The organism is Desulfobacterales bacterium, from assembly GCA_021647905.1.
GTDB lineage: Bacteria > Desulfobacterota > Desulfobulbia > Desulfobulbales > BM004 > JAKITW01.
Genome location: JAKITW010000049.1, coordinates 1 through 21,661, shown reverse-complemented (window position 1 = coordinate 21,661; position 21,661 = coordinate 1). Strand labels below are relative to the sequence as shown.

Annotated in this window: 18 protein-coding genes and 1 pseudogene; 12 read left to right on the top strand and 7 right to left on the bottom strand. The window is 58.2% G+C overall.

Annotation, left to right across the window (positions count from 1 at the left end; genetic code table 11):
- Positions 1 to 487 precede the first annotated feature (487 nt).
- Both L3J03_08440 and L3J03_08435 read left to right on the top strand, forming a co-directional pair.
- The gene (locus L3J03_08440) at positions 488 to 634 is read left to right on the top strand and encodes a hypothetical protein (protein MCF6291006.1); all 147 of its coding nucleotides are present in this window, start codon (positions 488 to 490) and stop codon (positions 632 to 634) included.
- 93 nt (positions 635 to 727) lie between these two features.
- Positions 728 to 2,107 carry a DEAD/DEAH box helicase gene (locus L3J03_08435; GenBank protein MCF6291005.1) on the top strand — a complete coding sequence of 460 codons (1,380 nt, stop codon included), beginning with the start codon at positions 728 to 730 and terminating at the stop codon, positions 2,105 to 2,107.
- Positions 2,108 to 2,277: 170 nt separating this feature from the next.
- Here L3J03_08435 and L3J03_08430 read toward each other — a convergent pair whose 3' ends face one another.
- The 6 genes and pseudogenes from L3J03_08430 to L3J03_08405 all read right to left on the bottom strand — a co-directional run bounded on the left by L3J03_08430 (position 2,278) and on the right by L3J03_08405 (position 9,834).
- Positions 2,278 to 2,916 (bottom strand): hypothetical protein, encoded by a 639-nt coding sequence (locus L3J03_08430; protein MCF6291004.1) that lies wholly within the window; start codon positions 2,914 to 2,916, stop codon positions 2,278 to 2,280.
- A 410-nt stretch (positions 2,917 to 3,326) separates the two neighbouring features.
- Positions 3,327 to 6,479 carry an efflux RND transporter permease subunit gene (locus L3J03_08425; protein MCF6291003.1) on the bottom strand — a complete coding sequence of 1,051 codons (3,153 nt, stop codon included), beginning with the start codon at positions 6,477 to 6,479 and terminating at the stop codon, positions 3,327 to 3,329.
- Positions 6,476 to 7,663 carry an efflux RND transporter periplasmic adaptor subunit gene (locus L3J03_08420; protein ID MCF6291002.1) on the bottom strand — a complete coding sequence of 396 codons (1,188 nt, stop codon included), beginning with the start codon at positions 7,661 to 7,663 and terminating at the stop codon, positions 6,476 to 6,478. The genes L3J03_08425 and L3J03_08420 overlap by 4 nt, the downstream gene beginning before the upstream one ends.
- Before the next feature lie 42 nt (positions 7,664 to 7,705).
- The gene (locus L3J03_08415) at positions 7,706 to 9,166 is read right to left on the bottom strand and encodes an efflux transporter outer membrane subunit (GenBank protein ID MCF6291001.1); all 1,461 of its coding nucleotides are present in this window, start codon (positions 9,164 to 9,166) and stop codon (positions 7,706 to 7,708) included.
- The gene (locus L3J03_08410; GenBank protein MCF6291000.1) at positions 9,166 to 9,573 is read right to left on the bottom strand and encodes a CerR family C-terminal domain-containing protein; all 408 of its coding nucleotides are present in this window, start codon (positions 9,571 to 9,573) and stop codon (positions 9,166 to 9,168) included. The genes L3J03_08415 and L3J03_08410 overlap by 1 nt, the downstream gene beginning before the upstream one ends.
- 93 nt (positions 9,574 to 9,666) lie before the next feature.
- Positions 9,667 to 9,834, bottom strand: a pseudogene (locus L3J03_08405) (TetR family transcriptional regulator).
- Between the two features lie 256 nt (positions 9,835 to 10,090).
- On the opposite strand from L3J03_08405, the gene L3J03_08400 reads away from it, so the two are divergent.
- The 3 genes from L3J03_08400 to L3J03_08390 are packed head-to-tail and all read left to right on the top strand — an operon-like array spanning position 10,091 to position 12,347.
- Positions 10,091 to 10,843: a hypothetical protein gene (locus tag L3J03_08400; GenBank protein MCF6290999.1), complete on the top strand. Its 753-nt coding sequence runs from the start codon at positions 10,091 to 10,093 to the stop codon at positions 10,841 to 10,843.
- Positions 10,840 to 11,514: an ATPase gene (locus L3J03_08395; GenBank protein ID MCF6290998.1), complete on the top strand. Its 675-nt coding sequence runs from the start codon at positions 10,840 to 10,842 to the stop codon at positions 11,512 to 11,514. The genes L3J03_08400 and L3J03_08395 overlap by 4 nt, the downstream gene beginning before the upstream one ends.
- Positions 11,511 to 12,347, top strand: a complete 837-nt coding sequence (locus tag L3J03_08390; protein ID MCF6290997.1) for a DUF362 domain-containing protein — start codon at positions 11,511 to 11,513, stop codon at positions 12,345 to 12,347. Before L3J03_08395 ends, L3J03_08390 begins: the two co-directional genes overlap by 4 nt.
- 209 nt (positions 12,348 to 12,556) lie before the next feature.
- On the opposite strand, the gene L3J03_08385 is transcribed toward L3J03_08390, so the two are convergent.
- Complete coding sequence (locus L3J03_08385; GenBank protein ID MCF6290996.1) at positions 12,557 to 14,176, bottom strand: B12-binding domain-containing radical SAM protein; 1,620 nt, start codon at positions 14,174 to 14,176, stop codon at positions 12,557 to 12,559.
- A 483-nt stretch (positions 14,177 to 14,659) separates the two neighbouring features.
- Here L3J03_08385 and L3J03_08380 point away from each other — a divergent pair, with 483 nt between their 5' ends.
- From L3J03_08380 to L3J03_08350, 7 genes are all read left to right on the top strand, one after another.
- Positions 14,660 to 15,709, top strand: a complete 1,050-nt coding sequence (locus L3J03_08380; protein ID MCF6290995.1) for an aminotransferase class I/II-fold pyridoxal phosphate-dependent enzyme — start codon at positions 14,660 to 14,662, stop codon at positions 15,707 to 15,709.
- 230 nt (positions 15,710 to 15,939) lie between these two features.
- Positions 15,940 to 17,181 (top strand): beta-ketoacyl-ACP synthase II, encoded by a 1,242-nt coding sequence (gene fabF, locus L3J03_08375; protein MCF6290994.1) that lies wholly within the window; start codon positions 15,940 to 15,942, stop codon positions 17,179 to 17,181.
- Positions 17,182 to 17,346: 165 nt separating this feature from the next.
- On the top strand, positions 17,347 to 17,604 hold the full coding sequence (locus L3J03_08370) for a hypothetical protein (GenBank protein MCF6290993.1): 258 nt from the start codon (positions 17,347 to 17,349) through the stop codon (positions 17,602 to 17,604).
- Between the two features lie 17 nt (positions 17,605 to 17,621).
- Complete coding sequence (acpP, locus tag L3J03_08365; GenBank protein MCF6290992.1) at positions 17,622 to 17,864, top strand: acyl carrier protein; 243 nt, start codon at positions 17,622 to 17,624, stop codon at positions 17,862 to 17,864.
- Between the two features lie 38 nt (positions 17,865 to 17,902).
- The gene (locus L3J03_08360; protein MCF6290991.1) at positions 17,903 to 18,889 is read left to right on the top strand and encodes an NAD(P)-dependent oxidoreductase; all 987 of its coding nucleotides are present in this window, start codon (positions 17,903 to 17,905) and stop codon (positions 18,887 to 18,889) included.
- Positions 18,890 to 19,099: 210 nt separating this feature from the next.
- On the top strand, positions 19,100 to 20,242 hold the full coding sequence (locus L3J03_08355) for a glycosyltransferase (protein ID MCF6290990.1): 1,143 nt from the start codon (positions 19,100 to 19,102) through the stop codon (positions 20,240 to 20,242).
- Between the two features lie 308 nt (positions 20,243 to 20,550).
- Positions 20,551 to 21,462 (top strand): hypothetical protein, encoded by a 912-nt coding sequence (locus L3J03_08350; protein MCF6290989.1) that lies wholly within the window; start codon positions 20,551 to 20,553, stop codon positions 21,460 to 21,462.
- Positions 21,463 to 21,661 lie beyond the last annotated feature (199 nt).

Genomic DNA, 21,661 nt, shown 5'->3' with positions numbered 1-21,661 from the left:
GGTCCACAATCTCAGGCCTGTAACCGTTCAGCAGTGCTGCAGATTTGTTCGTTTAGGCTTTTGAGCTATAGTCCCTCTATGTGAGAAGGCCAAAACGGACGAAGATGTAGTGCTGCTGAACGGTTACGGCCCTTCTCAATGGAGCGGCCGTTGGTAGAAGAAGACCCCTTTCCCGACAGGAGGGGGGTTACTGAATGTTTACATAATTACAGTATGTTACGAAATAGATTCCAGAATAGCTGAAAGTCGGTGGTAATCAGATGTAACCGTTCACCAGGGGCTACAAATTTACGGAAACCACCGGCCGGTAAGCGTTTACCAGGGCCACGGATTCGTGCAAGCAGATAAAAAAAAGACCGGCATGTCCGGATTAAACGGCCCGGTCGCAAGGGTGAGCCGCGGTTATGGGCCACAGCCGGGCAACGAATTGACTTGCGCCGCCCTGTTGCGCATGGTATAAGCCTTCCCTTTTCCGCGGAATTTTCAAATGATCCACCTGACCGACATAACCAGACCGCACGGTGTCCGGATTCTTTTCCAGAATGCCGGTTTCCAGATCCCTCCCAATCCCGGCACCGGCCTGGCGGGGCCGAACAGTGCCAGCCAGTCCGGTCAGGAGAGCCGGACCGCCTGACGGCAGGGGCGGATCCCGGCCCTGCATTCTTGCTCCCCATTGCCTTTCACTCTTCACACTTCAAAATCAACCCTTGTAAGGATTACCAATATTATGAAATTCAATGACTTTAATTTCCATCCCCAGGTCCGCGCCGGAGTAACCACGGCCGGCTATCAGACCCCCACCCCGATCCAGACCCAGGCGATTCCCCGGGTGATGCAGGGCAACGACGTCATGGGGCTGGCCCAGACCGGCACCGGCAAGACCGCCGCCTTTGTCCTGCCCATGCTGCACCGGCTGCTTGCCGGCCGGCGCGGCCCTGTCCGCGGCCTGATCATCGCCCCCACCCGCGAACTGGCCGAACAGATCAACGAGGCAATCATCGAACTGGGCAAGGAAACCGGCATCCGCAGCCTTACCATTTACGGCGGGGTGAACGCCAACCCCCAGGTGGCGAAATTAAAGCAAGGGGTGGATATCGTGGTGGCCTGCCCGGGCCGGCTCCTTGATCACCTGAACCAGGGCAACATCGATCTCTCCCATCTCGAGACCCTGGTCCTGGACGAGGCCGACCATATGTTCGACATGGGTTTTCTCCCGGATATCCGCCGGATCATCAGGTATGTCCCGAAAAAACGGCAGACGCTCCTTTTCTCCGCCACCATGCCCGACGAGATCAGGGGGCTGGCCCACGAGGTACTGCATGACCCGGCAACAATCCAGGTGGATACGGTGGCCCCGGCCCGGACCGTGAGCCACGCCCTGTACCCGGTGGAACCGCACCTGAAGACCGCCATGCTCCTGGAGTTGTTGAAACTCACCCAAACCGAATCAGTGCTGGTGTTCACCCGCACCAAGTACCGGGCCAAGCGGCTGGGCGAAAAACTGGCCAAGTCCGGCTTCCGGGCGGCCTCGCTCCAGGGCAACCTGTCCCAGAACAGACGGCAGGCGGCATTAAACGGCTTTCGCGACGGCAGCTTCCAGATACTGGTGGCAACCGATATCGCGGCCCGGGGCATTGATGTAAGCCTGATCTCCCATGTGATCAACTACGACATCCCCAACACCACCGACGCCTACATCCACCGGATCGGCCGTACCGGACGGGCCGCCAAAAGCGGCGAGGCCTATACCCTGGTCTCTGGCGAGGATCAGACCATGATCCGCGCCATTGAGCGGGCCCTGGGCAGCCCGCTGGAACGGCGCACCGTGGCCGGCTTTGACTACAGGGTCACCCCGCCCCGAAAGAACACCGAGTTCGCCCGGCCGCCCCGGCAACCGCGGCCGCGCCGCAAACCGGCCCGGCAGAGTAAAACAAAACCTGGTCAGGGCAAACAGCAGGGCGCCCGGCCAGTGAGTTCGACCCGGACCGGCGGGCCGGGCCAAAAGAGCCCCGGCGGTTCCGGAGCCCGGCCCGGCCGGGGCTCGGCCCCGCTGGGTCTCGACCTGCGGACCGGCCAGGGCGGCGGACAGAGACGCGGGGGCCGCTAGAAACCCGCTGCCGCCGGGTCGGCGACGGCTTGAACAGTTTGCCGGACAAAGAGAAGGCATACACGGTCCCTGCGAACTGGAGCAGACCCGGAGGGATGGTACGCCCCTGGCAACGCGCATGTCGCCCAAACCCATTTTCGACAAACAGGGCAGGAGACAGACACACCCTTCTACCAGACGGCAGCCGCCTGGGGGACCCCGGCCCGATCGTACAGCGCCACCGCCGCCTGGGGGCAGACATTGCGGCACAGGCCGCAGCCGTAGCAGCGCGGCAGCCTCACCGAACATTTTTTATTGGCCCGGTCATAGGCGATCGCCTTGAAGTAACAGCGATCCAGGCACTCCTTGCAGCCGTTGCAGAGCAGCGGGTCGATTCCGGCCACATACTCCGCCTTCCACATGACCTTGCCCAGGGCCATCCGCTCCTGAACCCGGTAGGCCACGCAGTCCCGGTCACAGTTGCATAGGGAGCCGATGAACGGGGTCTGAAAGGTCCAGACGCTGTGGGTATTGCCCTGTTCGTCAAGGGCGCGAATCGCTTTTTTCGCCTCTTCAACGGTGACCCGGTCAAAATCGCAAAAGTCGGGCGCCTCTTTCATGGTCGAGGTCAGATCCAGGCCCACCGCATAACAGAAGCGCTTCTCCCGACCAGTGGTGACCTTGCGGCAGATGCAGGGCAGGCGGATGATCGAGCTTACCCGGTCCAGGATATTTTCCGCGTCCTCGACCGGGACGATCTGGCCGAAATGGATCTTCTGGTAATGGCGGGAGAGCAGCGGGGCGATGAAATACTCATAGATCCGCGGCACCCGTTTCTTCCAGCGCAGGGCCCGGGCCGGGCCCTGCCGGAGATGCCGGCGGAAGTCCAGGAGATATTTTGTAAGCGTTCACCAGCACCCCATCTTCGCACGATCAGGCCGGCTCACATAGGCATACTATAGATTCGCCGGCCTGCTTGCACGAATCCGTGGCACTGGTAAACGCTTACAGGCCGGTGGTTTCCGTAAATTTGTAGCCCCTGGTGAACGGTTACGATATTTTTTTAAATTCCGCTCGGAGTTGACCTGGTGAAACACCTCGCTGGTGTAGTTGGCCATATTCTCATACCATTTCTTCCCTTCTCCATGCCTGGTACAGAATTCACACATTAAACAACCCCTCGCAGCGGATAGGAACAGACTCAATCCCGGGCGACCGTCTTCAATGCGGACTCGATTCTCTAGGCCGGCCCTTGGCCCGGTCCGTTCCGCAGCCCCACCAGACTACGAAAATCCTCCAGAATCAGATAGAGCACCGGAATCAACAGCAGAGTGATGCCGGTGGCGAACAAAACCCCGAAGCCGAGGCTGATCGCCATGGGGATCAGGAACTTGGCCTGGACGCTTTTTTCGAGGATCATCGGGCTCAGGCCGAAAAAGGTGGTCAGCGAGGTGAGCAGGATCGGCCGGAACCGGCGCAGGCCGCCCTCGACCACCGCCTGGACCCGCGCCATGCCCTGACGCCGGTTGCGGTTGATCTGGTCGATCAGCAGCAGGGAATCATTGACCACCACCCCGGACAATGCCACGATCCCGAACAGGGACAGCATGCTCAGGTTGTAGCCCATGATCAGATGTCCGGCAATGGCGCCGACCACCCCGAAGGGGATGGCGGTCATGATCAGAAAGGGCTGAACATAACTGCGAAAGGGGATGGCCAGCAGGGCGTAGATGGCGAACAGGGCCAGAATCAGCCCGTCGCCCATGCTGGCAATGGACTCACGCTGTTCCTGGTTCTCCCCTTCCAGGTCATAGGTCAGCCCCGGATAATCGCGGCTGAGCCCGGTCAATACGGTATCGGTGAGGTCGTCAATGATCTGACCCGCATTGGCCTGGCTGCTGTCCACGCTGGCGCGGACATTGATCACCCGCTTGTGGTTGGTGCGGTTGATCACGCTGTAGCCCCGCCCCTTTTCCACCGAAGCGGCCAGGGTCAGCGGCACCTCGCCGCCGGCCGGGGTGCGGAGCCGCATCGACTCTAAATCCTTGATACTGCGCCGCTCCGCTTCCGGGTAGCGAACCATCACCTTGACCTCGTTGCGACCCCGCTGCAGCCGCAGGGCCTCGGCCCCGTAGAAGGCGGAGCGCACCTGCCGGCCCAGATCCTCTTCAGTCAGACCCAGGGTACGGCCGGCCGGCTTAAGGGTTAACTTCAACTCCTGCTTGCCCTGGGGACAGGTATCCTCGATATCCATCACCCCGGGATACTGGGCCAGGGCCTCTTTAAGCCTGCGGCTGGACTCCACCAGGACCGGGAAATCGTCATGGGCCAGGCTCACATCGATATTGGCCCCCATGTGCATCAGGGTGGAGCTGAAGGTGAGCGAATCAGCGCCAGCCAACTCACCCACCGCCTGGCGCCACCGCCGGGTGATCTCAACAGCCGGATAGCCGCGGATCTCGCTGGGCTGCAACAACAGGGCCACCGAGGCGAGATGGGCCCCGGAACTGGTATCAGCCGCACCCGGTCCGTTGCCCCTGATCGTCCCGCCGACCACCGAGAAAATCTGGCGCAGGCTGGAGTGGGCCGCGCCCCGCTCCCGGTCATAGGCAGCCACCACCTCCCGGGCCTTGGCCACCATCCGGTCGTGATAACGGCCGGTCTCCTCCACCGGGGTGCCGCGGGGCATGGTCAGGTCGGCAATGACCCGGTCGCCGTCCACCTCGGGCATAAAGGTAAATTTAATCAGCCCGCCGGCCACCAATCCGACTGAAAGCAGAAGGATGCTCAGGGCCGCGGCCAGGGTCACGTAGCGAAATTCAAGGCAGGTATCCAGCACCCGTTGATAGGGCCCCTGGACAAAGCGGTTCAGGGCCGCGACAAAATGACGGCGATATTGCTCGATGAACGAAGGAGTCCGGCCGTTGGCGCCCCCCCTGCCGAGGGAGAGGTGGGCCGGCAGCACGAAAAGCGACTCCAGCAACGATACCAGGAGGATGGAGATCACCACCAATGGAATCACCCGGATGAACTTGCCCATGATTCCGCTGACAAACACCAGGGGCAGGAAGGCGGCCACCGTGGTCATCACCGAAAAGATCACCGGGATCCCCACCTCGCGGGTGCCGTCCACTGCCGCCTGGAGATAGTTCTTGCCGCGCCGGCGGTGCTCAAATACGTTCTCCCCCACCACAATGGCATCGTCCACCACGATACCCAGGGCCATGATAAAGGCGAACAGGGAGATCATGTTGATGGACACCCCCAGGGCCGGCATGAATAAGAGGGCGCCGAGAAAGGAGATCGGAATGCCGAGCATTACCCACAGGGCGAGCCTGACCTGCAGAAACATGCTGAGCGACAGAAAGACCAGGACCAGGCCGATGGCCGCGTTGCGAAGCAGGAGGTTCATCCGGCTGGCAAACAGTTCCGAGGTGTCGTTCCACACCTCCACCTTAAGCGTCCCGGGCAGCTCCAGCTGTTTGGCCTCGGCAAAATCATGGACAATATCAGAGATCTTGGTGGGTTTCTGGTCGCCGACCCGATAGACCGCCACCATGGCGGCCGGCAGCCCGTTGAACCGGGCATACTGGTCAATCTCGGCAAAATCGTCCCGCACCACGCCAATATCGCGCAGCCGCAGCTCAGCGCCGTCGGCCCGGGCCCGGATCACGATATCGCCGTACTCATCTCCCAGATAACGCCGCTCCTTGGTGCGGATCAGGATCTCGCCGCCCTTGGTCCGAATCGACCCGCCGGGCAGATCCAGGGAGGCCTGGCGCACCCGTTGGGCAACCTGGGCCAGGGTCAGCCCGTAGCGGCGCAGATTTTCCTCGCTGATCTCAATGGAGATCTCATAGGGACGCACCCCCTTGAGGTCGATCTGGGTGATCCCGTCCATGGCCAGCAGCTCGTCCCGCATGGCCTCGGCCTGCTGGCGCAGGGTCCGTTCCGGCACCTCGCCGTAAATCACCAGCGAGGCCACCTCCCGCCGGTTCATCATCTTGGTGATCACCGGACGTTCCGCATCCCCGGGAAAGGTGGTGATCCGGTCCACCTCGGCCTTGACATCCTGGAGGAACCGATCCGGGTCCTCGCCTTCGCGGATCACCGCGGTCACGATACCGATCCCCTCACCGGCCTGGGAACGCACCTCTTTCAACCCGTCAATACCGCTGATATTCTCCTCGATCTTGAGCAGGATCCCCTCTTCCACCTCGTCGGGTCCGGCCCCGGGATAGGCCACCGAGATCCGAACCTGGTCCAGGGTCACTTCCGGAAAGACCTCCTGTTTAATGGAAAAGCCGAAGACCAGCCCGCCGACGATGAAAAGAAACATCAGCAGGTTGGCGGCCACATGGTTGCCGGCCATCCACTTGATCGGTCCTTTCACTTGTCCGCCTCCCGGCCGACCACCCGCAACGCCATTCCCTGGGCACCGCCGGCAAGATTGGTGAGGATGACCCGCTCGCCGTTATCGAGTCCGGAGCTGATCCAGACCGCGTCCTTTTCGCGTCGCACAACAGTAACCGGCCGCACCCGGAGGGTATCTGCATCATCCAGGACCCAGACCGAATCATTGTCCCGGATCACCTTGCGGGGCAGTATTGTCACCCCGTTGATGGTCCGGCCGATAATCTCCACCTCGACAAAGGAACCCTGGACCAGATCCGGCCCGGTGGCCAGCGTATCAGCCGCGGCCCGGTAGGGATGCTCCACCCGGATCACCACCCGGGCCATCCGGGTGAATTCATCCAACTCGCCCAGGGACCGGACCACCCGGCCCGGCCACTCGTATTTCCTGGTGTTGACAGTGAGCCGGACCGTGGCCGCGGGACCCTGTCTGCCATCGCCCGGCCGCGGCACGGTGAGCCAGGCAAGATCATCCGGTTCCAGGGGGACAACAATCTCAGCGGTATCAATACCCGCCACCGTGGCCACGCTGCTGCCGCTCCTGATGTACTGGCCGATTCCCACCTGTTCGGAACGGACCCGGCAGTTGAAAGGGGCGGTAATCCGGGTACGGGCCAGGTTCAGCTCGGCCTGGCGCAGGCCGGCCCGGGCCGATTCAAGGCCGGCCTGTTTCTCGTTCAGCTGCGGTTCCATGACCACCAGGGGGTTGGGATGAATATCCCGGCCCTGGTTCAACCGGGTCCACTCCTGCCGGGCCACCGCGGCCCGCCCCTTGGTGAGGAGCAGATCGCTCTCCGCCCTGGCCAGCACGGCCCGGGCCTGTTGCACGGCCAGTTCATAATCCGTGGACTCCAGCCCGAAGAGCAACTCGCCCTTGTTAAAGAAACCGCCGGCAACCATGTTCGGGGCAACCGTCACCACCCGGCCGCTGACCTGGGGGACAATGGTCACCTCCTGGTCCACCTGCACGGTGCCGGTGGCAAAAACCCGCACCGGCCGGTCGACCTGTTTCGCAACCAGCACCTCAACCAAGGCCCCGGGCCGGGACCGGGCATGACGCTGGGGCAGGCTCTTCTGCAACAGCAGGAAACGCATCCCAACAAGGCCCAGAATGAGGATAAGGACCGGCAGGATGATCTTCAGGGCTGTTTTTTTCTTACTCATGGCGAAAATTCCGGGTTCAAGGTTCAGGGTTCAAGGTTTTTTTCACTTCTTCCTTCGACATTGAATATTCTGCGGTTCCGTATTAACCCCGGTCTCCGGGCTCGATGGTGGCAGTTCCCTCAGCCAGTCGCCGGCCAGGGCCCGGACCAGGCTGATCCGATCGGAGATCAACTGCCGTTGCGCCGCAAGAAGCCGGCTTTTCACATCATTCACGCCCCGTTGGGCGACCAGTATCGGCAGGTAATCGCCGACTCCCTGGAAATAGCTCTGCTCGCTGTTTCTCAGATTCGCCCCGGCCACGGTCTCAAGCTCGCCAAGCAGCTCCAGTCGCTCCTCGGTGGTGCGGTTGGCAATGAGCGAATCCTCCACCTCCTGAAAAGCGTTGAGCACGGTCTGTTGATAGGCAGCCACCCTCTCGCGCAACAGGGCCTGGTTCCGTTCCACCTCGGCCCGGCGCCGGCCGCCGTCAAAGATCGGCTGGCTGAAACTCATCAGCAGGCTCCAGAAAGCGCCGGTCACCCCGGTGGAACCCAATGCCAGGTTGGTGCGGCCATAATCCGCGATCAGATTAAAAGAAGGAAAACGGTCGGCGATCGTTGCAGCTACCTCGGCGTCCTGGGCCTTGATCTTCAGGGCCGCGGCCCGGATGTCGGGCCGGCGGCTGAGAAGATCAGCCGGCAACCCGGCTGCAAAGGCCACCGGGGCCGGGGGCAGAATTGCAAGATCGCCGGCAATCTCCCTGGCCGGAGGTTTGCCCATGAGTACAGCCAGGCTATGCTCGATCCTGGCCAGCCCGGCAACGGCCAGGGGCTGCCGGGCCTTGGCCGCGGCCAGATTCCGGCGGGCCTGGTACAGATCAAGGGCAGTGGCGATCCCGGCCCGATACCGGGCCTCGACCCGGGCCACGGTCTCTTCATGTGAGGCCACGCTGGCATCCATAAGCTGCAATTGGGCCCGCTGCTCCACTGCCTGATAGTAGAGATCAACCAGCCGGGTGGTCAGACCCAGGTAGATGGAAAAGACCGCCTCCTGGGAGGCCAGGGTCTTGAGACGGGCGGCTTCGCGCTGGGATCTGAGTTTTTGCCAGAGATCAATTTCGTAGCTTGCGGCCATTGAGAGACTGCCAATACTGGAGATGCCCTCTCCAACAGCACTGTACTGCCGGGACCGGGCCGCCCGGCCGTCAAGGATAAGCGTGGGCTGCCGCGCCCCTTGGGTCGCGGCCTGGATCGCGGCCACCTGGTCCAGCCGGGCATAGGCCTGGGCCACATCGAGGTTGCCGGCCAGGGCCTCCTCCACCAGCATGTTCAATTTCCGGTCCTTGAACCGCTCCCACCAGCGTCCGACCGAGGCGGCCGGGTTCTCTCCGCCAGACGCCTTTTCGCTATAGGCTTCCGGCAGGGGGCCGAAGCCGTACTCCCCGGGTTGGTGTACGCTGCAGCCGGTCAGAATCAACAGCCATCCGGCTGCCGTCAGCAACAACAATGTGCGATAGATCTTCATCACGACCCCTTCATGCCGTTGATCGCAAAGGTGATAAACATTTCGCCGAGCATATCCGGGCTCATCTCCCGGACATGCTCCCGGGGGAACATGGGACATCTGCCATTCACCTCCCCAGTCTCGTGTTCCTGACAAATAGATACCATGAAAAGGGCATGCCCCATGGCGCCAAGGACAAAATGGAGCCGCAAAAAAACCACTTCCGCCGGCAACCCGGGCAGGGCGGCGCAGAGCGTGTCGCGCAGCTGCATAACCAGGGGCCGGATGTGGTGGATAAAGACGGAGCGCGCCGTTTCGTCCGGATCGGCCAGGGCCCGGCCGACCAGGACAATAAAATTCTTCGCACCCGGCCCGGACCTGCCATAGGCCAGGGTCGGCTCGATAAAGGCCCGCAGGACGGCATCCACCTCCGGCCGGCGGCCCCGGCGGGCCGCAGCGTCTGAAACCGCGTCCAGGCGTGCGCTCCGTTCCCGGTTCAAAGGCAGCAACCGCCGTTCGATCACCGCGGCCAGCAGGGCCTCCTTGGAACCGAAATGGTAGTTGACCGCGGCCAGGTTGACCTTGGCCAGGCCGGTGATCGCCCGAAGCGAAGTCGCGGCATAGCCCTGTTGGGCGAAAAGCTCCTCCGCCGCATCGAGTATCCGCTCCTTGGTGTTCTTTTGATCCATGTCTTCTCCTTGTGTACCGCGTATACCGCGACCGGGACCTGACCAAACGGTCGTTTTATACGAATAATTAAAACGGACGTTTGAATTTTGTCAAGCCCTTTTCCCAGACAAAAAAACAGCGCAAACAACGCCCCAATTCGCTGATGGCGATTGCCGGTTATGTATGGTAGGATTTCCATCCCCTTTTGCGGGGCGGGAATGTTCCGGCCCATTGTTTTCAATCCAGATACCAAGATGCGCAAGCAACCCGGAAACAGTGATCTCAGACGCGTATAAAAAAGTAGGCATTGTCGGCATCCCGCCCCGGCCGGTGATCAAGGAGTTGAACCAGCGCGGGGTCGCGATCCTTGACCTTGACACCGTGCTGGTCCGGGCCGACCTGGCCACGATCTCGCCCTTTCTGCCCGAGGTCTACTGCGCCATTCTCCGCACCGTGGTCTTAAACGCCATCCACCTCGACCTGGACGCGATCTACATCGACATCGGCCCGGGCAAATGTGACTGCGCCATGCATGTGGCCACGATCCTGGCCGATGCGGTTAAAACTCCGGTGATCACCACCAGCAACCGGGACAGCATCGGCTTCGGCACCCCGGTCAGTGAAAGCGGGTTGCCTTTGGAAGAAAAACTGCTGGCCATCACCGGTGGGGTGCAGTCCGCCGCCGCACCTGCTGACCCGCCGCCGCCCTGCCCGCCCACGGCCGGCTTCTGGGGGGTGCCGCCCCGGGATTTTTCCATCCTGTCGCTCTTTCCCGACTCCACCCATGTATACGGCTGGACCCGCTGCATGGAGAACAAGACCCCGGCCGATGTCGAGCTGGAGGCCCGATACAACCCCGGGGTGCCCACGGTCTTCTTTGCCCAGTCCTTCTGCGCCAAGACCGCCCTGGCCCGGCACCTGGCCAAAAAACATCCGCACGGTCTCTACCTTGACTGCGACGTCCGGGCCGGTTCCAGCGCCAAGGCCAAGATCCAGGCCTTTCTCGAACTATCCGGGGTATTCCAATGATCCTGGCCGACTTTGGTACTTCCTACAGCAAACTGCTCGACCTGGGCCTTGCCGACCCCGGGCCCGAGGTCCGGCCGAGCAAGTCGATCAGCCGCAACACCCGGGTGACCGTGGCCACCGGCCATAACGGTAAACGGTTCACCGGCTGCTATATCAACGAATTGATCGCCCTGGCCCGGGGCGGCGAGGCCCTGATCAACGAGCCGGACTATGTGCTGCTCGACTGCGGCAGCCGGGACATCAAATTCATCCGGTACAAAAACGGAAAACTGGCGGACATGGGCTGGAACAGCGAATGCGGGGCCTCGATGGGCTTTACCATCGAGCTGCTCGGCCAGTACTATGATATCGATTACCAGGAACTGGCAGTGCCGGAGCACCCATTTTCAGTGACCTGCGGGGTGCTGGGCATGAGCCGGATATTCGACGCAGTGGTCTCGGGCGATTCCGAGGAGGTGGCCGTGGCCCGGTTCGTCAAGGGGATTGCCGTTAATGCACATCGCTTTGCCGGCTCGCCGGACAAGATATACCTGTCCGGCGGACTCGGTGACAACCCGCTCTTTGTTGACAGCTTCCCCTGCCGGGTGGTGCCCCTGGGCCGGTTCGTACTCCTTGAGGGGTTGAAAAAGGCGGCCCAGCAGTTGGCCGGCCGGGGCCTGATCAAGGGATGATGAGCGGTCCGCAGCAACAAGCCACAGTATATAGCATCAGCTTCAGGTCCTGGACCGCGAGCGTCCCTCCCCTGCTGGCGGCCGCCGGCCTGGCGGCTGCCCTGCGCAACCGGCCCAGGGTGCTGATCAAGCCCAACCTGGTCGAAAATCTCCACCCGCCGATCACCACCCCGGTGGAACTGGTCGAGGCCCTGGTGGATTATATCCGGGACCAGGCCCCGGACACCGAGATCATAATCGGCGAGGGCTGCGGCTCCCTGGAGTACGACACCGGGCACTGTTTTCAGGCCCTGGGTTACAAGGCCCTGGCCGATGCAAAAAAAATCAGACTGGTAGATCTCAACCAGGCGCCGCTGGTCCGCCGCTCCCGCAGAGAATGCCGCCGCTGGCCGGAGATGCACCTGCCCGGAATGGTGTATGAGAGTTTTCTGATATCAGTGCCGGTGCTGAAGGCCCACACCCTGGCCGGGGTGACCCTGACCATGAAAAACATGATGGGACTGGCGCCGCCGGCCTATTACCAGCAGGGCGGCCACTGGAAAAAGGCCGCGTTTCACCAGTCCATCCAGGAGGCGCTCTTTGATCTCAACCGCTACCGGACCCCGGACTTCACCCTGCTCGACGCCTCGGTGGGCATGGCCCGGGCCCATCTCCGGGGCCCGACCTGCAACCCGCCGGTCAACCGGCTGGTTGCTGGTTTCGACCCGGTGGCAATCGATGCCTACGGCGCCAGGTTACTCAAGCGCAATTGGCGGGATATCGGCCATATCCGGATGGCGCACCGGGTCCTGGGTCTGGCCGAACCGCTTGATATCCGGCAGATCCGGCCATGAACCGGCTGAACCGGAACCCGGCTACCGGAGCGAAGATATTCCTCAATCGTAACTGATCACGGGGCGTGTAACTCTGTGATATTACTACCCCCCAAACCTGTAAGTGACCACAGGTGCCGCAGATTTGCGCAAGCGCGACCGGCCGCTATAGCCCGCCTATGCGGGCAGGAGCGATCGTGCGAAGATGGGGTGCCTGTGATCACTTACCATCAATCACCCCGGCCGGGGAAAGCAATGGAGCGTTGGTCCGATTCCACTGCCAGGCGGGCCGTAACCCTCTTTTTTACAATCTCTCTGTGCTGGAACATATTCTCACCCAGGGCAAGGGTTATTAAATAGGTTGTAATACGACTCGGGTTTTTCAAATAGATTCCGGCCAGCTGTTTCCAGAACTGCACCCGGTGCGGCGACACCATCCCTTGTCTCCATATCAGACGGAGGGCCGGGCGGATCCGGCGATCCCTGATTACTCTGTTGGCCGGCCGTTTATCTTTCAGAACCATGGGAGGTTGTACTTTCTCGCCCCGGCTGCGGGCCAGGGCCCTGCGCGTCGGTCTCATGGCCAGATAATAATTGTAGGCGCGCTTCATGAACTTCGAAGGCTCGTAAAGGACATCTAAACCCTCCAGATATTCGGCGATGATCTCCGCTTCCGGGCGGGAAGGAATGAAATTCAACGTTCCGCTCCCTCCGGTGCCCTCGGTTCTGTCCTTGAGCAGACGGTTTTCTTGTTGCAGCCGGTCCCAGAGAGCGGTATTCGGCGCGGCCTCCAGACAGTTCAACATAATAAGGGGGAGACGAGTCTTTTCAACAAACGCACATATCCGTTCCCCGGCCCCCTTTGTTTCTTCGTCAAACCCCAGGATAAAGCTTCCCATCACCGAGAGACCGTTCGCATTGATTGCGTGCAATGATTCAACCAGGGGATTATTGACATTCTGATGCTTGCGGGTGGCGGTAAGAACAGATTCGTCAGGAGATTCGATCCCTATGAAAATATAACCGAAATTGGCCTCGGTCATCAGGTCGATCATCTCCAGGTCCTGGCCCAGGTTCACGGATGCCTGGGTCCAGAAGCCGAACGGCTTGCCATGGCTTTCCATCCACGGCGTCAATTGGGCGAGGATTGCCCTGGCATGCTTCTTGTTACCGATAAAATTGTCGTCGCAAATAAAAACCCCTCCGTTCCAACCAAGCTGGTAGAGGGTTTCCAGCTCCGCGATCACTTGCTCAGGTTTCTTGTAACGCGGCACCCGGCCATAGAGATTGATGATGTCGCAGAACTCACAGTTAAAGGGACAGCCGCGGGAGGTCTGCACCGGCATGCAGCTATATGCTCTCAGATCAAGAAGATCGTACCGCGGTATGGGCACCGTGGCCATGTCCGGCTTTTCCGATTCCGCAAAGACCCCCTCTGTCGCACCCGCGGCCAGGGCTTCGAGCCATCCCGCAAGCATGGTTTCAGCTTCGCCCCGTAAAACAAAGTCAGCCCCGGCCTGGACAGCCTCATCCGGCACGGAGGTAACATAGGGCCCGCCGGCCACAACCGGCAATCCCCTGTTTTTTGACTCCCGGATAAGGCCTAACATATCCTCCTTCTGGGCAAACATGCCGGACACCATCACCATTTCCGCCCAGTTCCACTGGTCGTCCCCGAGCAACTGGAAGTTCCGGTCCACAAACCGCAGTTCCCAGTCCGCTGGCAGGAGGGCGGCCACGGTGATCAATCCCAGGGGGGGCAGAAGCACCTTCCTGTCAACCATCTCCATGGACTGTTCAAAGGTCCAGAAAGAGCGAGGAGTTTTGGGACTGATAAGTAATACCTTCATTTTTCACCTTAAGAAAAGGACTTGGCCGGCTGTCAAATAGTGTCTGTCCAGAAATCGCGGATCAGCCCCCATTGTTACCATGCCCTCATCAGCATCGTCAATAAGCCGGACGTCACCGATTTTCCGGTTTTAGTAATTGCCAAATAATCATGGGAAGTGTATATCAACCAGATTCAAAGAATAGCCAATACCGTCACACAACATAAATGGCTGTCCTGGTTGTCCTGGACAGCCCCTGACATATAAGGTTGCCCCTTGCAACGGAAGGCGACCGCAAGCAAGAGCAACTCTCCGCTCCTGTCCCGACGAGGCGGGGCAAAACCCTGATATATTCATAAGATGAGAAACAAAAACATCTTCAACAAGATAGATAGATTTACCGGCTCGATTACTGCAAAAAGGTCTGGCCTATATCCCTATTTCAGGCAAAGCATATCCGAGCAGGGAACCGAATCAATCCTGCGGGGAAACAGAAAGGTCCTGATGCTCGGCTCCAACAGTTATTTGGGGCTGACAAATCACCCGGTAGTAAAGGAAGCAGCCCTGAAAGCCATCAAAAAATATGGTGTGGGCTGTACCGGTTCACGTCTTTTGAACGGCACCTTTGACATCCACGAAAAACTTGAAGCCGAACTTGCCGACTGGACCGGCAAGGAGGCGGCCCTTCTCTACTCCACCGGTTTTCAGGTCAACCAAGGAGTCATCGCCGCTGTCCTGACCAGAGAAGAACATATTATTATGGATTTCCACAACCATGCCAGCATTATCGACGGCGCCAGGATATCCATGGCCCGCATCAGCAGGTATGGCCATAATAATATGGAAAAACTTGAAAAAATACTGGATGGTCTTCCCGCGGACCGTGGAAAATTCATTGTTAGCGACGGTGTTTTCAGCATGGAGGGCGATATTGTCAAACTCCCGGAACTGGTTGAGCTTGCCCAGCGGTGCAATGCCGTAGTGATGATAGATGACGCCCACTCAATCGGAGTTCTGGGAAAAGACGGCAGCGGCACTGCCAGTCACTTCGGCCTTACCGATCAAGTGGATTTCATTATGGGTACGTTCAGCAAATCGCTCGCCTCCATCGGCGGCTTTGTGGCGGCTGACCGGCAGTCGATTGAATTTCTCAAGCATCATTCCCGCTCCTTCATGTTCAGTGCCAGCATGCCGCCGGCCTCGGTGGCCTCGACCCGGGCGGCCCTGAAAATCATCCGCCGTGAGCCGGAACGAATTGAGCGACTCTGGAAAAACACTGAGATGATGCGAAACGGGCTGAATTCACTTGGCTTTAATACAGGCCACTCGGAAACGCCCATTATTCCGGTCCATGTAGGCAAGTACATGGTTCTGCTGAGCATGTGTAATCAACTCGATGAACAAGGGATCTTTGTTAACCCGATATTACCGCCGGCCGTGCCGCCCAACAACTGCCTCATGCGACTGAGTGTCATGGCGACGCACACCGAAGCTCAACTCTCCTTTGCCCTTGAAACCATTGAAAAGGTTGGCAAAAAACTCGGTGTGATATAATTCTGCCGTCCCGGCAACTTAACTCCTTTCAGTACCCCGTCCCGAATGAATTCGCTTGAGAACTTGCCCGGCCGGACATTACCGCCAAAAGCAAACTCCTTTTACTTACAGTTGCTTCATTCCCAACTTCATGATAGAAATTGACATGATGAGGCCCATGACGGGTGCCGGCCTCCTGTTACAATAAACTTAACCAAAGCGCATCAGACTGTCGTCTGACTGGAGAAACCGTGACACGCAGGCGAGTTGTTATTACCGGAATGGGGGTTGTCGCTGCCAACGGCATTGGAGCTGATGATTTCTGGCAGGCGAATGTCGCGGGTAAATCCGGAATTGATACAGTCTCTTTTTTTGACATTGAAAAGTTCGAGACCAAGATTGCCGGTGAGGTCAAGTCGTTTGATCCTGAAAAATATATGCCGGCAAAGGTTGCCAAACGAGTTGACCGGTTTGTTCATTTCGGCCTGGCATCGACCCAGATGGCCCTGGCGGACAGCAAACTGGATCTTGACCAGGAAGACCGGGAAAGAATCGGGGTCATCTTCGGCTCCGGGCTCGGCGGCCTCCTCTTTCACGAAGAACAGCTCCTGGCCGGGCTCAAAAGAGGGGCCCACCGGGGGAATCCCACTTCCGTGCCCCGCATCACCCCGAACGCGGTTTCCGCGCATATTGCCATCCAGTACGGGCTGTTAGGCCCCAACTATGTTATCTCCACCGCCTGCGCCTCAAGCAGCCATGCCATTGGCGAGGCATTCAGAAAAATTCAGCATGACGAGGCTGATATTCTGTTTACCGGCGGGGCCGAGGCCCCGTTGACCCGGTTTAACTTCGGGGCCTACTATGCCATGCGGGTGATGTCGAGAAGAAAATGCCTTCCCCGTGAAGCAAGCCGGCCCTTTGACCGGCAAAGAGACGGGTTCGTTATGGGAGAAGGCGGCGCCATGCTGGTTATTGAAGAGATGAATCATGCCCTGGCGCGAGGGGCCCACATCTATGGCGAAATTATCGGATACGGCCTGAGCTGCGGGGCACACAACATGGTAATGCCCCGGCCGGACGGCGATGACGCGTATCGTTCCATGCTCCTGGCCATGAAAGATGCCGGTCTGTCGCCGAACGACATTGACTATATCAACGCCCACGGCACCTCCACCCAGGCAAACGACTCCATCGAAACCAGGGCGATCAAAAAGCTCATGGGTGATCACAGCCGGGCCGTGCCTGTCTCATCGACAAAATCCATGATCGGCCATGCCATCGGCGCCGCCGGGGCGATAGAGGCGGTGGTCTGTTGCATGGCCCTTGAGAAACAGATAATTCCGCCGACCATCAATTACCGATTCCCCGACCCGGAGTGTGATCTGGACTATGTTCCCAACCAGGCGAGGGAAGCATCCCTGTCCACGGTGATGTCCAATTCTTTTGGTTTTGGCAGCGTCAACGCCAGCCTGCTCTTTCAAAGGTATCAATAAGTTTCACCGTTGCGTGCAACACCATCTTGTAAGATTTCGGTAAACCCCGTACGTTTGAGGTTGGACCGGGAAAGGGGTTTTCTTATAGCGAACGGTGTAGCGGACCCTGAGCCGCGGCCGTGACGGCAAAAGCGGAATTTGAAACAACTTCGGCAGGATATGCTTATGGATTCCGAATCGCCGTTGCGGCGAAGCGAGTTCCTGCTTGACAGCCTGGTTATGAACAGTCGGCCCTTCTCAATGGAGCGGCCGTTGGTAGAAGAAGACCCCTTTCCCGACAGGAGGGGGTTTACTGAATGTTTACACCACCTTTTTTCACAAAAAATACCTTGCCGCCGGCAGATACTTTTTTTAGTATCGATCGCTGATAAGATAAAACATGGCCCCATCCGTGCAACTGATTTTTTTACGGAAACTATATAGAGGTAAGAAATCGTAAAATGGATAATTTCGAGAAAAAGGTGATTGAGGTACTGGCCGACAAGTTAGACATTGACAGTGAAAAAATCACCGCTGACTCCCTCCTGGCGGACGATCTGGGCCTGGACTCGTTGGGAGCGGTGGAAATGTTGTTTGACCTGGAAACTGAGTATGACATCGAAATCCCGAACGAGGATGCCCAGCAGTTCAAAAAAACCCGGGACATCATCGAATATCTGGAAAACAAACTGCAAAAGGATTGACCCTTTTCTTCTTTTAAGAACGCCCGTGGAGTATTGATTTGAAATCCGTTATGCTGACCGGGGCCACCGGATTTATCGGCTCTCACCTCGCGGCACGACTTCTCAGTGAAAAAACAACCACCCGCCTGTTCGTCAGAAGAACCAACAATCTTATCCGCTCCCTGGAAAACCAGGGTGCCCGGATATATATCGGCAAGGCCCACGACCATGCAACCCTGCAAAGATCACTGGCCGGGGTCGACACCGTAATCCACTGCGCCGCGGCCACCAGAGCCCTGACCAAAAAAGACTATCTTGCGGCAAACGTCGACTTCACCCGGAACATCCTTTGTCTCCTGAACCAGGACCAGCGCTTCATATTCATCAGCTCCCAGGCCGCGGCCGGGCCTTCCGGCCCAACCGGCCCGATTGACGAAGAATCTAAGCCGCGGCCCTGCACCTATTACGGAAAAAGCAAACTATTGGCTGAGAACCAGGTCAGGGAGTGGGGCGCGTCCCATTCGGACAACTATGTTATTCTGCGGCCCTGCATTGTCTACGGACCACGGGAAAGGGACCTGTTCAACTACTTCAAGATGATAGACAACGGTTTCGACATCATGTTCGGCGACCGCGGCAAGGAATTCTCCATGCTCTACGTATCCGATCTTGTCAGTGCCGCATTGCTGGCTGCCGAAGGACACGTTGCCGGTGCAACCTTTTTTGTTGCCAACGACAGCGGGTATTCATGGGAAGAAATCGGCAGCCGGATCAAGGCCGTCCTGAACAGGAAAAAAGTATTGAGGATTCAGCTCCCGGAATACACCGCCTATCCACTGGCACTCCTCTTAGACGGCCTTTCCCTGATAACCAGAAAACCGGCCCTGCTCAACCGGCAGAAAATTATCGAGATGAAGCAGACCGCCTGGTTGTGCAACAACAAGAAGATAAAGGAAAGTCTCGGGTGGGCGCCACAGGTCTCCCTGGGAACGGGCTTGCGCCGGACCGCCGCCTGGTACCGGCAGGAAGGCTGGCTCAGGAGCTGAACAAACATCCCGGCCATCATGCAAACCGGCCCGGTGGCGGTGATCGCTTATCCTTTTATTGCTATTCTGTTGGGTTCAGGCTGCCTTGACACCCGGTTGTCTTTCACCTATACTCGCAGAATAAAAATGCCGAATTCTACTTAAATCTATTACCTATAATCGGGTTCTATCAAGGGCTTCATGTCTGTATCATGGCTCATACCGTGTACCATGGCCTTAGTCATACTCGGTCTTGCCGGCCTGATCCGCCTGGGGGGCCGAGCTCTGCGGCGCACTCCGTCCACCGAACCCTTTATCCTCAATGGGGAATGGCCGGCCGCGACGATTATCGTCCCGGCCACGGGCGCTGATCCCGGCCTGGCCGACAACTTGCGCTCCCTACTCATCCAGGAATACCCCGATTATCAGGTAATCATCACCACGCGGGACAGTAAAGACCCCGCCGTTCCGATCATTCTGGAGACGATACAGGACCATCCCCGCGCCACACATATCCGCAGCGGCAGGGCAACGCGTTGCGGCCAGAAGAATCAGAACCTGATCGCCGGGGTTCGCGAAGCAGGTGATTTCCCGGACATACTGGTATTCTGTGACAGCACCAGGCTGGCGCCGGCAAATTTTTTACAAGAACTGCTCAGCCCCATAGCCCAAAAAAAAGCCCGGGTAACTTCGGGCTATCATCACATTATCCCCGGCAAAGCAGGAATATCCACCCTTGGCCATGCCGCCAGCGTTCTGTTTCTTTTCCTGACCAAGGGGGTTCCCGGCATGAACCAACCTTGGGGCGGCGCCACCGCCATCCGGCGATCTCTCTTTGAAAGTCTGGAGGTGGAGCAGTTATGGGCCGAGAACATCGTTGATGACGTGTCGCTGGCAGCCCGCCTTGTCAAGGCGGGCATTCCAGTGATTTCAACTCCAAAGGCCCTGCTGTCCACGCCGCTGGCCTCGGAAAGTATAACCGGCTGGAACCGTTGGCTTATCCGGCAATGGTTTTACCTGAAAGTCTGTCTGCCCGGGAGCTGGCTGGCAGCGGGAGGTGTCTGTTACCTTCTGGCAGGGCTTATTGTTTTTTCCTGTATTCAACTGATGGGAGCGATCCTGGGCATGGTATCCGTTGCTCAGGCCCTGCCGGCCCTTGTCTTTCTCCTGGCACTTACAGGTCAAGCCGGGGTTATCAGACGGTTTCACCCTGCCCCCGGGCCATGGTATTCCTGGATTATCTCAGTTTTTGCAATGTTCATCATGGCCGGGCTGAGCCATCTGCAAACCCTGTTCACCTGGAGAATCTGTTGGCGAGATACATGTTACAAGGTAACCTGGAAAGGGAAGGTGCTCGAAATAATAGACAAATAAAATGACCTTCAGCCTCGATTTATTTTCTCCGACTTGCATCTCCAGGCCTGATTCCCGTTTTTCTTAAACCCTATCAACTTGTTACGCCTGAACAAATGAACATCCAAATCAAGGAAGTAACTAACCGGACGGATCTGAAAAAATTCATTTATCTGCCGGAAAGAATACATGCAGACCATACGAATTGGGTCCCTCCCATCTATCTTGACGAGCGCCATTATTTTAACCCAAAAAAGAACAAGGCTTTTTCCTATTGCCAAACCGTTCTTCTGCTCGCTTACCGAGGTAAGGAGATTGTCGGGCGGATAATGGGAATCATCAATTCCCGATATAACAAGCTTAAACAGGCCAGAACCGCGCGCTTCTGCTGTCTTGAAACCTGGAAGGACAAAGACGTGGTGCATGCCCTTCTGCACAGCGTTGAGACCTGGGCACGGCAAAACGGCATGGAAAAAATCATCGGTCCCTACGGCTTTTCCGATCAGGACCCTGAAGGGTTTCTTATAGACGGCTTTGAAAACCGGGCCACCATCGCCACCTATTATAATTTTGCCTGGCTGCCACAATTCGTTGAACAGAAAGGGTATTCCAAGGAAATCGACTACTTTGTCTACAAGATCAAAGTACCTGAAAAACCTTCCCCGCTTCATTTGAGAATTTGTGAAAGGGTTCTGCAGCGAGGGAACTTCAAGGTACAGGAAGCCCGAAACCGGAGGGATCTGAAGAAATGGGTGAAGCCGGTTCTGGAGCTGATGAACGAATGTTATTCGAACAGCGATATATTCGGCTATACCCCTTTGGACGAAGAGGAGATGGAAAATCTGGCGAAACGCTACTTCCCGTTCTTAAACCATAACTTTGTAAAACTGGTTACCCTGGATAATAAGCCGGTTGCCTTTATCATCGCCATTCCGGACATGACCGAGGGCATTCAAAAAGCCCGGGGACGCCTTTTCCCGTTCGGCTGGCTGAAGATATTACAGGCGGCCAGGAAAACAAAACAAATCGATTTGCTTCTCGGGGGGGTTAAGGAAGGATACCGCCAGGCAGGTCTCGATATCCTGCTGCTCACCAGGATGATTGCCGCGGCCCACGAGGCCCGGCTGGAAGTGGTGGATACCCATCATCAAATGGAGACCAATATTAAAGTCCGGGCCCTGTCAAAAAAGTTGGGTGGAGAAGTGTATAAGCGTTATCGGGTTTATCAAAAAGGCCTGTAGACAGGCAGCCCGGTTGCATGGAAATCAACTCAAGCTGTCACGGATTCAGGGAGCAGTCACAACACCAGCAGCCGGACACCGCTGTTTGGTAAGGTTTCGGTAAACCCCGTACGTTTGAGGTTGGACCGGGAAAGGGGTTTTCTTATAGCGCGCGGTGTAGCGGACCCTGCGCCGCAGCCGTGACGGCAAAAGCGGAATT

Bases quoted from the DNA above. Each gene is read 5' to 3' on its own strand.
- L3J03_08440 (MCF6291006.1), top strand. From the start codon at position 488: ATGATCCACCTGACCGACATAACCAGACCGCACGGTGTCCGGATTCTT.
- L3J03_08435 (MCF6291005.1), top strand. From the start codon at position 728: ATGAAATTCAATGACTTTAATTTCCATCCCCAGGTCCGCGCCGGAGTA.
- L3J03_08420 (MCF6291002.1), bottom strand. From the start codon at position 7,663: ATGAGTAAGAAAAAAACAGCCCTGAAGATCATCCTGCCGGTCCTTATC.
- L3J03_08415 (MCF6291001.1), bottom strand. From the start codon at position 9,166: ATGAAGATCTATCGCACATTGTTGTTGCTGACGGCAGCCGGATGGCTG.
- L3J03_08395 (MCF6290998.1), top strand. From the start codon at position 10,840: ATGATCCTGGCCGACTTTGGTACTTCCTACAGCAAACTGCTCGACCTG.
- L3J03_08390 (MCF6290997.1), top strand. From the start codon at position 11,511: ATGATGAGCGGTCCGCAGCAACAAGCCACAGTATATAGCATCAGCTTC.
- L3J03_08385 (MCF6290996.1), bottom strand. From the start codon at position 14,176: ATGAAGGTATTACTTATCAGTCCCAAAACTCCTCGCTCTTTCTGGACC.
- L3J03_08380 (MCF6290995.1), top strand. From the start codon at position 14,660: ATGCTCGGCTCCAACAGTTATTTGGGGCTGACAAATCACCCGGTAGTA.
- L3J03_08370 (MCF6290993.1), top strand. From the start codon at position 17,347: ATGGATTCCGAATCGCCGTTGCGGCGAAGCGAGTTCCTGCTTGACAGC.
- acpP (MCF6290992.1), top strand. From the start codon at position 17,622: ATGGATAATTTCGAGAAAAAGGTGATTGAGGTACTGGCCGACAAGTTA.
- L3J03_08355 (MCF6290990.1), top strand. From the start codon at position 19,100: ATGGCCTTAGTCATACTCGGTCTTGCCGGCCTGATCCGCCTGGGGGGC.
- L3J03_08350 (MCF6290989.1), top strand. From the start codon at position 20,551: ATGGGAATCATCAATTCCCGATATAACAAGCTTAAACAGGCCAGAACC.